Raw genomic sequence first — 14312 nt, 5'->3', positions numbered from 1 at the left:
ATTATACGCTACCCGGGGCGGGAGGAAAATTGAGCTTTACAGGTTGATCAGTTAGAATAGGGGAAGATTAGCAAAAGGGGAACAAAATGAAAAAAACAACGAACGCGAATAAGATCATCGCCTACACCATTATTGCCATGGTTCTGGCGGCGGTGATTGAGTTTTGTATGTACGCCCAGGTTGGCCAAGCCTGGAATTCAGCGGCCGTCTTAGGCCGGGTGGGCTTTTTGGTGGCCCTAGCCGTCCTAGTGGTAATCTTCGTGGCCTTGCGGGTCCGCCTGTCTAGTTACGTCACGATTCTGGTTAACCTCTACTTGGGGATTATTAACCTCGGGGGGCTCCTGCAAGTGCACGACCGCTCCGCCATGTCCGGCCTGTTGATCCAACTGGTGGCCATCTGCGGAATCGTCGTGGCGGTGGCCGGGATTATCCAAGGAATTCGCCAGCGGCTCAACTACACCTACTCGCGCTTAGAAGGGAAGTAACAAGCAATGGAAATGACCTACGAACAATACCTGGAGGAATTAGAGAGTGAACGGGTACACGTCACCACGGGGCAAGTGAGCGCCGCCGTTGTCCAGCAAGCAACCACCCTAAAGGCCGGTTTAATGGATATGGCCGAGCAAATCGCGACCGGACACTTAAGCCAGTACAACTGGGAGGTCAAAGTACCGGTTGGTGACCCAGTCAGCGTGCGCCTAGAAATGAACCTGATCAACGTGCCGATGGCCGAAGCACAGCGCTTAGACCCCAAGCTTTTAGAACGGGACCAGCCTTACCCGGTGAAGGTTTACATGATCGTTGAGGGCGAACAGCTTAACCAATCCGGCCTGCGGATCGATGAACTGGGGGACGCCGACGCCGTTAGCGACCAGCCAAACAGTTTTGTGACCCCGCTAGGTGAGTGGCTGGTTAACCAGCTCAGCGCCTTGACCCAAAACCGGGCCGCCCAAGAAGAGGACGATTAGCCTTGCCGGAAGCTTAAAATCGTGGTATGGTAAAGACTGCGATGAGTCGAGAGGTCAGGGAACCGACCCTTATTTGGTTCCCCCGTGCGAACGGAAATGATTCTCGAGTGGGGCACGTAACCTACCGGATTGTAGGGTGCCTGGTCCAGCTGGTAGTGGACGACCGGTGCGACCTGAGATAGTATCAATACACATCCACGTGGCCGCCAAGCCACGTTTGCCAAACGAAAACGCCACCTACTTCTCCACGGAGAAGCGGGTGGCGTTTTTATATTGCTGAGTGGGAAATAACCTCCGAAGCAGGTCGTATGACTAAGCTAGGACGAACGGTTGGTGCGGCACGCACCGTTCTTCGGCCGTACTTAGGCACTAGACCTGCGGTTATTTTCCACGTTTTCTGTCCAACATTCGTGAAGATAGTAAGATGCTTACTAGGAGTTGGATCGCACTTCTTTATTTAGCTAAATAAACCTGTTCATCAATCAGGTCAAAGGACTTTAGAGCGGCGTTAACCTGGGCTAGGCCGTCTTGGGAGAGCTGGGCTTCTTGCCAGAAACGCTTGGAATTGGTGGCGCCGTCCTTTTCCCCAATCACGAGGAGCTTGAGGGCGGGGTAGTGTTCCCGCAAATGTTCTAACAAGTCCCAGTCGGCCTCGCCCTTGTCCGGGGCCCACGACATGATCACGTATTCAACCTGGTCGGCGTACTTGTCGACGGCGGCGAGCGCGTCTAAGGGTTCAATTGAAATGACCGGATGGCGCCCAGTTTGGTTCTCCTTGACCCAGGCCGTGGAATCGGTGGTGAACACCGTTTGGGTCGGGCGTTTGTCCTTTAAGCCCTTGGACAAATAACCGTTGCCGGCCATCACTTCCAAGACCGGTGCGCCCTTTAAATAATCACTCAGGCTGCTGATAAAGGAGACGTTGGTAAAGGACCACATTCCGTAGGTTTCCTCTAGGTAGTCACGGTAGTCGCGCAAGAGGGCGTCAACCTTGGGCAGGGCGGCCGTGTACTGGTCCCACAAGCGGTCGCCGGTTGCGTCGCCCTGGGGGTACTTAGCCGCAAGCTGGTTGAAGATGACGGTTTGGATGTCATCGGGCAAGAGCAACTTCGGCAACGGCTGGGGCAAGAGCCCAGACTTTAACAACTGGTCGTCTAACAAGGCGGCGTTGAGCAGGTACTTGACCTGGGGTACCTTGTCAAACAGGTCCCGGTAGCGGGTTAGTTGTGCAATGTAGGGAGCTGGGGCCGTGGTCCGGGCCTTTTTAGTAGCTTTTTTGAGTTGGCGGAGTTTTTTGGGGTTCATGATTCGTCCTTAAAGTTTAAGTTCAGTTCTTCTTGTTGGGCATAGAAAGTGGCGGTTTCGCGACGGTTGGCCTGGCCCTTAAAGTAGCCGTCAATCAGTTGGAAGATTTCGTAGCGGTCCTCGCTGGTTAGGGTCCGCTGGTTGAAGGTCAGGGCCTTGTTGGTATCAAAAAAGAGCTTGGCCAAATCGGTTTCGTCGTGGTCGGAGCGCCCGGTCAAGTAGTCGAGGCTGACGTTAAAGTACTCGGCTAGCTTGCGGACCTCAACGTAAGACGGGGTCCGGATCCCCCGCTCCCAGTTCCCGATTTGGGAGGGGGAGTTAGGCTTTTCACCCGGGGCTAAGTTCTTGCTCAGGGCGTCGGCTAGTTCTTGGAGGGTAATTTTTTGTCCGGCGCGCAAGGCCCGGAGTCGTTCTGGAAACATATCGACACTTCCTTCCTCAATTCAGTTTTATTATACCATTCACGCCACGCCCCGTGGTCTTAGAAAAGCAAATGACGATTACCCACACAGCGTGGTAAAATGAAACGATTGAAAATTGAGGAGAAAACGATGCAAAAAACGAGCAACAAACGCCGCCGCTGGCCCTGGGTGGTCGGTGGCTTAGTGACCCTCTTAGTGGTCGCCTTTTTAGGGGTGGCCCTGTATTTCTTTAACGTCGCAATGGTGGCGGGGCACAAGTCCTTTATTAACAACAATACCAAGATTGAAAAGTCCGACCCGCTTTACGCCCAGAAGATGTGGTTCCAAAAGACCCCTAAGCAGGTTTGGACGATGAAGTCGGCGACCGACAACCTGAAGCTGGACGCCGATTACATTCCGGCGGCCAAGAAGACCAATAAGTCGGTCCTGATCGCCCACGGTTACATGAATAACAAGGATTCGATGGGGGCCTACGCCGCGATGTTCCACCAGCTGGGCTACAACGTCTTGATCCCGGACGCCCGGGCCCACGGCGATAGCCAGGGGAAATACATCGGTTACGGCTGGCCGGAACGCTACGACGAACGTAAGTGGATTAACCGTCTGATTAAAGAAAACGGCGCCGATAGTCAGATCGTGATGTTCGGGGTCTCAATGGGGGGCGCCACGACGATGATGACGTCGGGCATCAAGTTGCCTAGCCAGGTCAAGGCCTTCATTGAAGACTGTGGCTACACCAGCGTTAACGCCGAACTGATGCACGAAGCTAAGGACCTGTACGGCTTGCCGGTATTTGTCGCCTGGCCGCTGATCAAGACGATGAGTGGTATCAACCGGGTTGCCAACGGCTTTTTCATCGGCCAGGCTAGTTCGGTGAAGTCCCTACACCACAACCATCGCCCAATGCTCTTCATTCACGGTACCAAGGACACCTTTGTCCCAACCGCGATGGTCTACCAAAACTACGCCGCGACTAGGGGTCCCAAGGAACTGTGGTTGGTCAAGGGAGCCGTTCACGCTAAGTCCTTTGCGACCGCCCCAGCGGCTTACCAAGAGCACGTGAAGGACTTTTTGGAGAAGTATATTAAATAGTTGCTAAGCCCTACTTGATACGCTAAGGTGTAGTTGTAAACACACGATGGCTAGCTACCATAATCAAGATTAGCCACTTGATGTAGCATAGTTGTTCACCCTTCCTCTTAGCTAGAGGAAGGACATACATATTAAGAGGTTAGGGTAAATCTTTCTCTAACCTCTTTTTGTTGTACAGATAACGTGCTCCCCAACCGCAGACCTAGTGGCTAAGTCTGGACACAGAACACCGCGTACCGCGCTAACCTGTGCCCTATCCTTGGCCCACGGCCTGCCAATTGGTTGGTGCGTACTTCCAATAACGCACTTCCCTTTTCTTTTAGTCAGTTCAGCGTATAATGGGTGCAAACGCATTCATAAGGAGGGAAAAGTGATGACTTTTCGTTCTTTATACCACACCGAAGTGATTAATGATGCCGGTTTAAACGGCCACGCCCGCGTGACCCTGGGCGGTGACTTAGATGTTTTGACGTCCAGCCCGCTCCAGGATGACCCGGGGACCAACCCGGAACAGCTCCTGGGATTAGCGCTGGCTACTTGTTTAAACGCCACGATCGAAGCTGAAGAGGGGCGCCGGGGACTAGAACACGCCGCCGAAGTTAAGGTTGGCGTTGACATGGGCAAGGATACCGAGGGCTACCAGTTCTTTTTGGACTGCCAGGTCCGGATTCCCCAAGTCGCTGAAGCAGAGACCCAAGAGATCTTGGCCAAGTGCGAACGCCGCTGCCCAGTTGCTAAAATCGTTGGTTCAAGCCAAAACGTCAGGGTGCACCTGGTTAAGCAATTCGCATTTTAGAGGAGGAGAGCATGAAGTACTTAGTCACTGATACCAGGGACATTCGCTATAACCTGGCGCTAGAAACCTACCTGATGGAGCACGTCCAACTCGATGAGCCGATCCTCTACTTTTACATCAATTCGCCTTGCATCATTCTCGGCCGCAATCAGGACGCCTATGAAGAGGTCAACCTTGATTACGTGCGTGAACATAACATCATCGTTACCCGCCGGACCTCCGGGGGTGGGGCGGTCTTTGACGACCTGGGCAACGTTTCCTTTAGCTTTATCACTAAAGATGATGGCCACTCTAACGGGAACTTCGCTAAGTTCACCGACCCGGTGATCGAAGTCCTGCACGAAATGGGGGCGACCAAGGCTGAACTATCCGGGCGCAACGACTTACAGATCGAAGGTAAGAAGTTCTCCGGCAACGCCATGCGGATTGCCCACGGGCGGATGTTCTCCCATGGCACCCTGATGTACGACGTCGACCTCGACGTGATTGGCCACGCCCTCAATGTGCCTAAGGACAAGATTGAATCCAAGGGAATTAAGTCGGTCCACAGCCGGGTAACTAACCTAAAGCCCCACTTCACGCCGGACTACCAGCACCTGACGATCGAGGAATTCCGCGACACGCTAGCCAAGAAGATCCTCGGTGTCAGTGACCTAGCCGATGCCAAGGAATACGTGCTGAGTGATGAAGACAAGGCCGCCGTGGCCAAGATCAACGCGGAGATCTTTAGCAACTGGGACTTCGTATATGGCAAGTCGCCCAAGGCGGCCATCCAACACCGCCAACACTTTGACCAGGGGACGGTCGACTTCCGTTTTCAAATTGAGGGCGGTAAGATTGCCTACCTCAAGGTCTATGGTGACTTCTTAGGTCAAGAAGACGTGCGCGATTTTGAACAGCGTTTGTTGGGGGTTCGCTACGACCGGGAAGCCATCAACCAAAAGATTGACGAGGGCTTGGTGGCCCGGGTCTTTGGTAAGATCACCAAGGACGAAATTGTCGACCTGCTGGTCCGGCAGGAATGAGAGCACGACTGAAATCTCTGATTTCTTAGTCGTGCCTCCGCAAGCACCAATAGGACTCTAGCTAGGTTCGTGAAACGAACTGCTAGAGTCCATTGGTGTACTGCCGTGTTGCCTTTAAAAAAGAGTAGTTGGGTAGTAATCGCACCCTCGCAAGCGTCAGTAGGGTTCTAGGAAGTTCGCTAGTCGAACGAGTGGAAGCCACTGACGTACTGCGTATGTAGAATTCAGGAAAAATGGTGATAAGGTGGATCGTGCCTCCGCAAGCACCAATAGGACTCTAGCTAGGTTCGTGAAACGAACTGCTAGAGTCCATTGGTGTACTGCCGTGTTGCCTTTAAAAAAGAGTAGTTGGGTAATAATCGCACCCTCGCAAGCGTCAGTAGGGTTCTAGGAAGTTCGCTAGTCGAACGAGTGGAAGCCACTGACGTACTGCGTATGTAGAATTCAGGAAAAATGGTGATAAGGTGGATCGTACCTCCGCAAGCACCAATAGGACTCTAGCTAGGTTCGTGAAACGAACTGCTAGAGTCCATTGGTGTACTGCCGTGTTGCCTTTAAAAAAGAGTAGTTGGGTAGTAATCGCACCCTCGCAAGCGTCAGTAGTCCCTAATATTTCTCGGGAAATTACCCGGGAATCAAAAACGCCCGTCGTGGTTTTAACCACGGGGGCGTTTTTTCGTTAGGTGGGTTACCAAATGTTATAAGGGGAATGGCGGCTAACGGTTGGGTCGCACTTCCCATAACGTGCTCCCCAACCACAGGCCTAGTGGCTAAGTCCGGCCACAGAACACCGCTGGCGCGCTAACCTGTGACCTATACCTAGCCCACGGCCTGTTTGATAGGTTGGGTCGCACTTCCTAGTTAGTCGATTGAATGTACACCAACTGGTCGGTGGAGATGTGTTCGTTAAGGGCGTTGGCCAGTTCAACCGAAATCGTACCTTTGGCGGCCGCCTGCTGGATGTAGGAATGTTCAAATTGGAAGGCCGCCACGAAGAGGATGTCGATTTGCTCGCCGTCGAGGTGCTCGTGCTGGCGGAAGAAACGCTGGCGGTTGAAATAGGAGCGCCGGACCATCGTCACCTCGTGGGTGTTGGCGGGGGTCTGGATGTCATTCAGGTAGGCGATGACTTGGGGGTAGATCAGGTCAAAGACGCGGGCGACCTGTTGCTGGATCGGGGCGACCTCGCGCTTGAAGTAGGCGGTTTGGGCCGGGGTTATGTGCGAAACCCGGTGGCGGACCCGGTGCCACTTGATCCGGTAGTAAATCCCCCGACAGAAGTTGATCAGCCCGTCCCCGTGGCTAGCCAGTTCCCGTGAGATCAACCCGACGTACAGGCGGGCGATCTTGTCGGTCACCTTGCCTTCTTCACTGAGCTTGGTGATCGCGGCGAGTTCGACCTCGTGGGCCCGGTCATAAATCCTTTGGAAGCGGGCCTGGTTGGTCTTAAAGGTTAGGGTGCTTTGGCTGGATAACACGTTTAAGACCACCGCTTTTTCGGCCGCCCCGCCCGGTTCATTGGCGAGTTGGTCGATGGCGTAGTGGACGGTCTTGTTAAGTTGATATTGGAACTCGCTTTGCCGGTAACTCTTCTTTTTGGCCGGTAGGATGCGTGGAAAGGCGAGCGCCCCGACCGTGATGCTGATGATGATCACGAGGGCGGCGATCAAAATTATCGTGTTGCGGGCCGCTAGGGGTTGGCCGTTGATGGTGTGGGGGATTGAAAAGGCCATCGCTAAAGTGATCGTCCCGTGGATTCCGCCAAGGGAGAGTAGGAAACTGTCCTTTTGGCGCTGCTTTTTCTTAGAGTGGAGGTCAACGAACTTGAGTTGGCTCCAGAAGTAGCGTAGCGCCCCCATTACTAAGTAGAGGGCAATGGCGACCACGAAAATCTTGGCTAGGCGCGCTAGGGAAGTGTTACCGAGCACGCTGGGCAAGGTGACCCCCAAGAAGACGAAGACCAGCCCGTTTAAAATGTCAGCGACCATCGACCAGATCGTGGTGGAGGCAATTTGGACCTTAGCCGAGGTCAACCGCAAGCGGGTGTACAAGAGGGCGTGGACGATCCCAGCGGCCACCACGGCCAGGATCCCGGATAAGTGGAGTTCCTCGGCAAACCAGTAGGTGACGATTGGAGTCATCAGGTTGATCGGGATCACAATTCGCCCGATATCAACGTGGGTCCGCATCAAGGTTGTCCGCAATTGGATGGCTAGGAAACCGATCAGCGCCCCAAAGATGATCCCGCCTAAGAAGACGTAGAGGAAGGTGAAGATCCCCTGCCCTAAGGAAAAGTGCCCCGATGACAGGGTGGAGGTGGCCAGGCCGAACAAGACCAGGCCGGACGCATCGTTAAAAAGGGCTTCGTGCTCTAAGGTCCGGTTGACGTTTCTGGGCATCGCCACCGTTGCCGATAGTGACTTGACGGCGACCGCATCGGTGGGGGTGATGATTGCCCCCAACATGAAGGCTAGCGGTAAGGAGAAGGTCTCCGCCATCGCTAAGTGCAAGCCAGTCCCTACCACCAGTACCGAGAAGACAACTAAGGTGACCGCCATTGATAGCGTTTGTTTGAGGTTACGCGATAGTTCGCGTGGGGAGGTTCCCTGCCCGTCGTTAAAGAGTAGGGGGGCAATGATTAACAAGAGGAAGGTTTTGGGATCTAGTTCAAAGGTGTGGGATTGAACGGGAATCAGGGCCAAGACAATCCCGGCTAAAATTCGGTAGATGGCCAGTGGCAGCCGGGGCCACAAGAGGTGTAAGACGTTGGCGGCCACCACGGCAATTAGGAGCATTAAGATCCCAAAAATCGTCGACAAGAATTATCATCCTTTCTAAAAATGGGCGGAAACAACTCCCTTCTAAGCAAGGGTGCTAAGCAAGGGTGGGTGGCTTCCGCATTATTTGTAACAACGCAAAAAGTTAACGCCGACCTAAGAAGACGAGGACGGCCATGACAATGTTATAAGCAAAGAGGGCGGCACTACCGACGAGTAGGGCAACCACCCAGAGGATGTTTAACCAGGCGGCGCCCCCGGTGATGGTATGGTGGCTGGCGCTAATCCCGACTGCGTTTAAGATGGCGACGACCACTAGCAAGACTATGACGACTAAGAAGGGCGCCAGTTGAGTCCAAAAGGCGACCTTACCATGGTGGGCCAACGGCGGGTTATCTTGCCGGGCCACGATCCAAACGATCAGCGGAAATAAGACTGGCAAGAAAAGGACTGCCAGGTAGCTTAAGCCCCCCACGATTCGGTTTGTTAAGGTCTGCTCGTTCATCAAATCTCCTCCCCCAAAACTTTTCTTTTAGCATACCGAAAAGCCTAGGGAAAGGCAATTAAGAGCACCTGTAAAATTATAATTCCGCCGCCGAGGAGCGCCCAGTCGTACCAGTGAACGGCGATGGGGTGGGCGAAGGTGCGTTGTTTACCTTCGACAAAGCCGTGCGATTCGATCGCTTGGGCCAGCTGGTCGGACCAGTTAATCGCCACCAGGATCGCCTTGAAGTACAGGGTGGGTGACCACAGGTGGAGGGTGACGCCGCGCATTAAAGCGGCCGCCCGGATTTGGATGACTTCTTGCTTGATCTTAGGCAAGAGGTTGACCGCCGACAAGGTCCCGTAAGCAAACTTAGCCGGCAGGTGGGCGGTTTGTTCCAGGGACTGGGCCAATTTGAGCGGGGTGGTGGTAAAGGTCACCGTCGCCCCTAGCATTACGTAGAGGTAGATCCGGCTGACTAAGACGAAGCCAAAGTGCCAGTCGTGGCCGGGGCTATAGAAAACGATCGTCACAAAGAGGGCCAGGGCCGGTAAGAAGGGGCCAGCCAGCAGCCGCAGCCACTGGCGCCAGTGAAGGCGGTGGGCCAATAAGACGAAAATGGCAATCACTAAGAAGACCAGGTTGGCCGTTAAGCGGCTGGTAAAGGAGACCTCAAAGGAAATTAGGAGAACCAACAGCAGTTGCAGACTAGGATTCATGGTGCACCTCCCCTTGGTAAGTTAAGTGGTGGTCGGCTAAGTGGAGGCGGTAATCGATGTGGTTGGCCAGCCCGGCTAGCTGGTGGCTGATGATGATCAGCGTTTGCGGCCAAACTTGGCGGCTCGCGTCGATCAGCTCCCACACCACTTCAATCGACTTACTGTCGAGGCCGGCGAAGGGTTCGTCCAGGAGTAAGACCGGTTGACCCATCATTAGCATCAACAGCAGTTGGAGCTTTTTTTGCTGGCCGCCGGAAAGCGAGTAAACGACCCGTTCGTCCATCCCGGTCAGCCCCAGTTTTTTCAGGGTAGCTTGGACCCGTTCCGGGGTAAAGTAGGGGTTTTGCCCCTGTTGTTGGCTAAGCTCCAGTTCTTCTTTGACCGTCACGTTGAGGTACTGGTCAGAGGCGCGCTGAAAGACGAGGCCGACTTGGCGGGCGTACGGGGCCGCCTTGGCCTGTTTGATTTCTTGGCCCTGGTAGGTAACCGAACCTAGGTAGGGGCGTAGCTTGGTCAGGGCCCGAAAGAGGGTGGTTTTGCCGCTACCGGATTCCCCGGTTAGCAGGGTGACCCGGTCTTTAAAGAGGCCTAGCTGGTCGATGGTTAACAGTGTTGCACCGTTCGTAATTAGTTTTAAGTCGGCCAGGGAAAAGAGGGGCGTGGTCCCTTCAGTTGGCAAGTAAGCTGGGAGTGGTTTAGCTAGTTGCTCGGCTTGATCAAAGCGCTCCGTTGCCTCTTCGCCTTGTAATAAGCGACAGCGCCCCTTTTCAAAGGCGATCACGGTCGGCTGGTACTGGCGGTAGCCCTGTAAGTCGTGGTCGGCGATGATAACGGTCTTGCCCTGGTTTTTAAGCTCCACTAAGCGGGCCAACAATTGGGTCCGGTGGTCATGATCGAGGGAGGCGAAGGGTTCGTCCAGGAGGATCAACTGGCTATCCATGGCCACGGTGATCGCAAGGGCGACGAGCTGTTGTTCACCACCGGACAGGGTTACTAAGCGCCGGTCGGCTAGGTGGTCGGCCTGGCAAAACTTCAGCGCTTGTTCCACCTTGGCCGGGATCTGGTTGGCCGGAAGCGCCAGGTTTTCCAGGGCAAACTCAACCTCGTGGCGCGGGGTGTCGAGGGCAAACTGGAGGCTCGGGTCCTGAAACATCAAGGAAGCCGTGCCCGGTTCGACCCCACTTACCTCGCCGGTTAAGGTCCCTCCGTACCGGGGTAAGAGGCCGGCCATAATGCTCAAGAGGGTCGATTTTCCACTACCAGAAGGGCCGGAAAAGAGGTAGAGCTCCCCGGCCGGCAGGGTTAGGTTTAGGTCGACTAAAACCGGTTCCTCTTGGTAGGCAAAGTTTAGGTGCTGGATACGGTATTCCATGGGTTAGGCCTGGGCTTGCGGGATGACGTGGGCGCGTTCCAAGAGGTTAGTGATCAACTTGACCAAGACCCCGCAGAAAAGAAACATCGAGATGAAGCGAATCGCAAAGCAGGCTAAGAGGATCGGCAGGGCGAAGTGGCTGTAACCGTTACGGAACCAGTCCCAGGCAAAGGTTAGGATGGTGGTGGTGGCCGTCGTTGACAGGATCGTCAGCCAGTTGTACATCCGGTAGCCAACTAGGGTGAACCCGAGTTCAGAAGCAACCCCTTGGACCGCCCCGGAAATCAGGTTCGAAGCCCCCCATTGGCCGCCTAAAAACATTTCCCCGGCCGCCCCGAGAAATTCGCCCAAAAAGGCGGATCCCGGGCGCTTGAGCATGAAACCGGCTAATGGTCCGGCCATGCACCACAGGCCCATTGTAAAGTCGTTGCCGGCCGCCCCCAGGCCGATTGGCGTCAGGGCTAAGGTAACGGCGTTGTAAACAAAGTCGCCGGCAAAGTAGATCACCCCGAAGATGATCCCGATTAGGGCAAGTAAGATGACGTCGCGCAATCCGAAACGTGATTTATTTATGAGAAACATTCCTCCAAAAATTTTTACCATTCCTTGCCCAAAGAAAAAGCCACCCCGGGACATGGGGTGGCTGATTTTTGACGGTGATTACCTGTCGTTCCCTTCGTTGGTCCTAACCAAAGCAGGTTCAATGGGTATTTATCAGCCAATGGCACCCCAGACAAGATATGATTTAAGACCATCATACCTGTTTTTGGTAGTGGGGGCAAGAAAATTCTTACCGATCGCCTGCTTAGGACGGTTCGTGGCGCCACGCCTTGTTAAAAAACGGGAGTGCTCTGACTAGGTTGGAAAAAGGGCTACCCATATCTTGGGGATAAGTCCGTAATTATCCACAACCCCTTGGGGAAAAGTGGAAAAGCGGTGGAAAAGTTACCAAAAGACTAAGACCACGGAACGTGGCGTGACGAAAACGGGTAACATCGTAAGACAACGGAGAGTGGTGTGGAGGACAAAAGAAAAAGGAAGTGAGCATTATTTCGCTCACTTCCTGGCTTAGCCCATGGCCCGTCGAGAAGGTTGTTCCGCACTTCCTATTAGTGTTCCTTAAACAAGTTGGTCAACAGGTCCATGAAGGTGGCTAAGTAGCGCTCCTTGTCGACGTCGACGGCCACCTTGGTATTCGGGTTCGGGTCGTTTAAGCGGTCCTTATCCCCAATCGTACGGCCGTAGTTGTTTTCGTCGTAGATTACCTTCATGAACAGGGAAATCGTGGTCACAAAGGTTGGGTCTAAGGAGACCCCGACGGCCAGTGGGTCGTGCAGGGCGCAACCGTTCTTGTCGATGTCTAAGTTGTAGTAGGCATCGATGTAAAAGTCGGTGATGTCAGCAAAGGCAATCCCGGACTTGGTGCCCAGTTCGCGCCACTGTTGGGTTTCCTTCTTAGTTAAGAGGGTCCGCAAAGTGACGTCCAAGCCAACCATCGTCAGTGGTAGGTCGCTTCGTAAGACCACGTCGGCTGCCTTAGCATCTTGGTTGATGTTGGCTTCGGCCACGTCGGTCACGTTCCCTTCAACGGTCAGGGCCCCACCCATGAAGGTAACGTTGCCGATCAAGTGGGCAATCTCGGGGTCCTTTTCCAGGGCGGCGGCCAGGTTGGTCATCGGGCCGGTTGGAATGATGATCAGGTCTTGGCCGTATTGGTGGGCGGCTTCAATGTAGAAGTCGACCCCAGACATTTCTTCTAAGGCCCGCTTTGGTTCTGGCAGGTCAACGTCACCAATTCCGTTGTCACCGTGGATGTCCTTGGAAACTTGCATCACATCGAAATGATCGCTGGTGCTGGAGTGAGGTAAACCCTTGTAAACCGGAACATCGGTCTGACCGAGCAGTTCTAGCAACTTAAGGCTGTTTTTAGCGCAGACGTCGAGCAGGTTGTTTCCGTAAGAAGAAATAATCCCGATCAAATCAACGTCGGGTGCAGCAACCGCGTAAGCAATTGCTAGTGCGTCATCGACCCCGGTGTCCAGGTCCAAAATCATTTTCTTTTGTGCCATTATAAAACCCTCCGTAACGTATAATTTAGGATTGTGATTTCGCTTTCAATGATACTTGAATCACCGGATAAATACAAATTAAAATCAAGAAAGTCCGAACATTCATAATAATTGTTCAGAAAAGCGGGCGTGGTATAATCGGCAGGGTAACCAAAACGAGGAGGAAGAAACGATGGAAGAACGCTATGACGTGACGATTATTGGTGGGGGTCCGGCCGGGATGTTCGCCGCCTTTTACTGCGGCCTACACCAGCTAAAGGCCCAACTAATCGAAGCACTGCCCCAACTGGGGGGCCAACCCGCCGCCCTCTACCCGGAAAAGCGGGTTTGGGACGTGGCCGGTAAGGCTGGGGTCACTGGCCAGGAACTGGCGGATGACCTAGCAGCCCAAATCGAAGTGGCGCCGGTCGATCAATTCCTGGGCGAAAAGGTCACCGACGTGGTCAAAGAAGATGACGGCTCCTTCACCATTCACAGCGCCAAGCGGACGTCGACCTCCAAGTCGATTGTAATTGCGATGGGTAACGGCGCCTTTAGTCCCCGCAAGCTGGCCCTGCCCGGCGCCGAAGAACTGGAGGGCAAACAGGTACGCTACTTTGCCAACCACAAGGAAGACTTTAAGGACCAACGCGTTGCCGTCCTCGGTGGTGGGGACGCCGCCATCGACATGGCCTTGATGCTAGAAGACGTGGCTGAGCAAGTTTACCTGGTTCACCGCCGCGATGCTTTCCGGGCCCTTGAACACACCGTTGCCCAACTGGAGGCCTCAACGATTGAAAAGTTGACCCCGTACCTGCCCAAGGACTTAACCGTCAACGCCGATCAATCGGTCACCTTGAACCTCAAGAAGATGCGCGCTGACGAAGAGCGACCACTCGAAGTTGATAAGGTCTTGGTAAACTACGGCTTCACCTCCAATAACGCCGCTTTAAAGGACTGGTCTTTGGACCTAGCGAGTGAACGGGGGCAAATCAAGGTCGACCAAACGATGAAGACCTCAGTTCCTGGGGTGTACGCAATCGGCGACGGGGTCGTTTACGAAGGTAAGGTGGCCCTGATTGCGACCGGCTTCGGGGAGGCGCCTACGGCAATCACCAACCTAGCCAAGGAACTCTACCCCGACAAACGGATGGCTACTCACAGTTCATCGATGGGGATTGGCTAACTAACGATTATTCTTAAACTAAAGCGGGCGACTGACGGAAGAACTTTCCGTCGGCCGCCTTTTTACGTTTCACCCTAGCTTAGTCCACAGCCTGCTTTACGGTTGTTCCGCACTTCTT

14 protein-coding genes and 1 riboswitch are annotated in these 14312 nt (G+C 54.0%); of the genes, 6 read left to right on the top strand and 8 right to left on the bottom strand.

What is annotated here, in order from left to right; all coding sequences use genetic code 11:
* Positions 1-86: 86 nt before the first annotated feature.
* Together FG166_RS09165 and FG166_RS09160 are read left to right on the top strand one after the other, a co-directional pair.
* Positions 87-485 carry a hypothetical protein gene (locus FG166_RS09165; RefSeq protein ID WP_003681177.1) on the top strand — a complete coding sequence of 133 codons (399 nt, stop codon included), beginning with the start codon at positions 87-89 and terminating at the stop codon, positions 483-485.
* Positions 486-491: 6 nt separating this feature from the next.
* Positions 492-968 carry a hypothetical protein gene (locus FG166_RS09160; protein WP_003681178.1) on the top strand — a complete coding sequence of 159 codons (477 nt, stop codon included), beginning with the start codon at positions 492-494 and terminating at the stop codon, positions 966-968.
* A 453-nt stretch (positions 969-1421) separates the two neighbouring features.
* Here FG166_RS09160 and FG166_RS09155 read toward each other — a convergent pair whose 3' ends face one another.
* Together FG166_RS09155 and FG166_RS09150 are read right to left on the bottom strand one after the other, a co-directional pair.
* Positions 1422-2273 (bottom strand): hypothetical protein, encoded by an 852-nt coding sequence (locus FG166_RS09155; protein WP_003681179.1) that lies wholly within the window; start codon positions 2271-2273, stop codon positions 1422-1424.
* The gene (locus tag FG166_RS09150; RefSeq protein ID WP_003681180.1) at positions 2270-2695 is read right to left on the bottom strand and encodes a helix-turn-helix domain-containing protein; all 426 of its coding nucleotides are present in this window, start codon (positions 2693-2695) and stop codon (positions 2270-2272) included. Before FG166_RS09150 ends, FG166_RS09155 begins: the two co-directional genes overlap by 4 nt.
* 129 nt (positions 2696-2824) lie before the next feature.
* On the opposite strand from FG166_RS09150, the gene FG166_RS09145 reads away from it, so the two are divergent.
* The 3 genes from FG166_RS09145 to FG166_RS09135 all read left to right on the top strand — a co-directional run bounded on the left by FG166_RS09145 (position 2825) and on the right by FG166_RS09135 (position 5608).
* On the top strand, positions 2825-3787 hold the full coding sequence (locus FG166_RS09145) for an alpha/beta hydrolase (protein ID WP_003685422.1): 963 nt from the start codon (positions 2825-2827) through the stop codon (positions 3785-3787).
* A 373-nt stretch (positions 3788-4160) separates the two neighbouring features.
* Positions 4161-4583 carry an OsmC family protein gene (locus FG166_RS09140; protein ID WP_003681182.1) on the top strand — a complete coding sequence of 141 codons (423 nt, stop codon included), beginning with the start codon at positions 4161-4163 and terminating at the stop codon, positions 4581-4583.
* Positions 4584-4594: 11 nt separating this feature from the next.
* Complete coding sequence (locus FG166_RS09135; RefSeq protein WP_003681183.1) at positions 4595-5608, top strand: lipoate--protein ligase; 1014 nt, start codon at positions 4595-4597, stop codon at positions 5606-5608.
* An 857-nt stretch (positions 5609-6465) separates the two neighbouring features.
* Here FG166_RS09135 and FG166_RS09130 read toward each other — a convergent pair.
* The 6 genes from FG166_RS09130 to FG166_RS09105 all read right to left on the bottom strand — a co-directional run bounded on the left by FG166_RS09130 (position 6466) and on the right by FG166_RS09105 (position 13029).
* A complete protein-coding gene (locus FG166_RS09130; protein ID WP_003681185.1) occupies positions 6466-8427 on the bottom strand; it encodes a cation:proton antiporter in 1962 nt (653 codons plus the stop codon).
* 103 nt (positions 8428-8530) lie between these two features.
* Positions 8531-8890, bottom strand: coding sequence for a magnetosome magnetite crystal formation protein family (locus FG166_RS09125; protein WP_003681187.1), 360 nt, complete (start codon positions 8888-8890; stop codon positions 8531-8533).
* Positions 8891-8934: 44 nt separating this feature from the next.
* Positions 8935-9588, bottom strand: a complete 654-nt coding sequence (locus tag FG166_RS09120) for an energy-coupling factor transporter transmembrane component T family protein (RefSeq protein WP_003681189.1) — start codon at positions 9586-9588, stop codon at positions 8935-8937.
* Entirely contained in the window at positions 9578-10960 is a 1383-nt protein-coding gene (locus FG166_RS09115; RefSeq protein WP_003681190.1) for an ATP-binding cassette domain-containing protein, read from the bottom strand. The genes FG166_RS09120 and FG166_RS09115 overlap by 11 nt, the downstream gene beginning before the upstream one ends.
* Positions 10961-10963: 3 nt before the next feature.
* Positions 10964-11542 carry an ECF transporter S component gene (locus FG166_RS09110; RefSeq protein WP_240839928.1) on the bottom strand — a complete coding sequence of 193 codons (579 nt, stop codon included), beginning with the start codon at positions 11540-11542 and terminating at the stop codon, positions 10964-10966.
* A gap of 70 nt (positions 11543-11612) precedes the next feature.
* Positions 11613-11702, bottom strand: a riboswitch (TPP riboswitch).
* Positions 11703-12069: 367 nt separating this feature from the next.
* Positions 12070-13029: a nucleoside hydrolase gene (locus tag FG166_RS09105; protein ID WP_003681197.1), complete on the bottom strand. Its 960-nt coding sequence runs from the start codon at positions 13027-13029 to the stop codon at positions 12070-12072.
* A 172-nt stretch (positions 13030-13201) separates the two neighbouring features.
* Between FG166_RS09105 and FG166_RS09100 the strand changes: the two genes are divergently transcribed.
* Positions 13202-14194 (top strand): NAD(P)/FAD-dependent oxidoreductase, encoded by a 993-nt coding sequence (locus FG166_RS09100; RefSeq protein WP_003681199.1) that lies wholly within the window; start codon positions 13202-13204, stop codon positions 14192-14194.
* The last annotated feature ends 118 nt before the right edge of the window (positions 14195-14312 follow it).

Origin of the sequence: Limosilactobacillus fermentum (assembly GCF_013394085.1) — a bacterium.
GTDB classification, from domain to species: Bacteria; Bacillota; Bacilli; order Lactobacillales; family Lactobacillaceae; genus Limosilactobacillus; species Limosilactobacillus fermentum.
The sequence above is the reverse complement of the archived record's forward strand: the minus strand, read 5'-3'. Positions and strand labels throughout refer to the sequence as shown.

What these genes read in the sequence shown, in the direction of transcription:
- FG166_RS09100 (WP_003681199.1), top strand. Translation starts at nt 13,202, where the DNA reads ATGGAAGAACGCTATGACGTGACGATTATTGGTGGGGGTCCGGCCGGG.
- FG166_RS09145 (WP_003685422.1), top strand. Translation starts at nt 2,825, where the DNA reads ATGCAAAAAACGAGCAACAAACGCCGCCGCTGGCCCTGGGTGGTCGGT.
- FG166_RS09125 (WP_003681187.1), bottom strand. Translation starts at nt 8,890, where the DNA reads ATGAACGAGCAGACCTTAACAAACCGAATCGTGGGGGGCTTAAGCTAC.
- FG166_RS09110 (WP_240839928.1), bottom strand. Translation starts at nt 11,542, where the DNA reads ATGTTTCTCATAAATAAATCACGTTTCGGATTGCGCGACGTCATCTTA.
- FG166_RS09150 (WP_003681180.1), bottom strand. Translation starts at nt 2,695, where the DNA reads ATGTTTCCAGAACGACTCCGGGCCTTGCGCGCCGGACAAAAAATTACC.
- FG166_RS09105 (WP_003681197.1), bottom strand. Translation starts at nt 13,029, where the DNA reads ATGGCACAAAAGAAAATGATTTTGGACCTGGACACCGGGGTCGATGAC.
- FG166_RS09165 (WP_003681177.1), top strand. Translation starts at nt 87, where the DNA reads ATGAAAAAAACAACGAACGCGAATAAGATCATCGCCTACACCATTATT.
- FG166_RS09135 (WP_003681183.1), top strand. Translation starts at nt 4,595, where the DNA reads ATGAAGTACTTAGTCACTGATACCAGGGACATTCGCTATAACCTGGCG.
- FG166_RS09160 (WP_003681178.1), top strand. Translation starts at nt 492, where the DNA reads ATGGAAATGACCTACGAACAATACCTGGAGGAATTAGAGAGTGAACGG.
- FG166_RS09115 (WP_003681190.1), bottom strand. Translation starts at nt 10,960, where the DNA reads ATGGAATACCGTATCCAGCACCTAAACTTTGCCTACCAAGAGGAACCG.
- FG166_RS09140 (WP_003681182.1), top strand. Translation starts at nt 4,161, where the DNA reads ATGACTTTTCGTTCTTTATACCACACCGAAGTGATTAATGATGCCGGT.
- FG166_RS09120 (WP_003681189.1), bottom strand. Translation starts at nt 9,588, where the DNA reads ATGAATCCTAGTCTGCAACTGCTGTTGGTTCTCCTAATTTCCTTTGAG.
- FG166_RS09155 (WP_003681179.1), bottom strand. Translation starts at nt 2,273, where the DNA reads ATGAACCCCAAAAAACTCCGCCAACTCAAAAAAGCTACTAAAAAGGCC.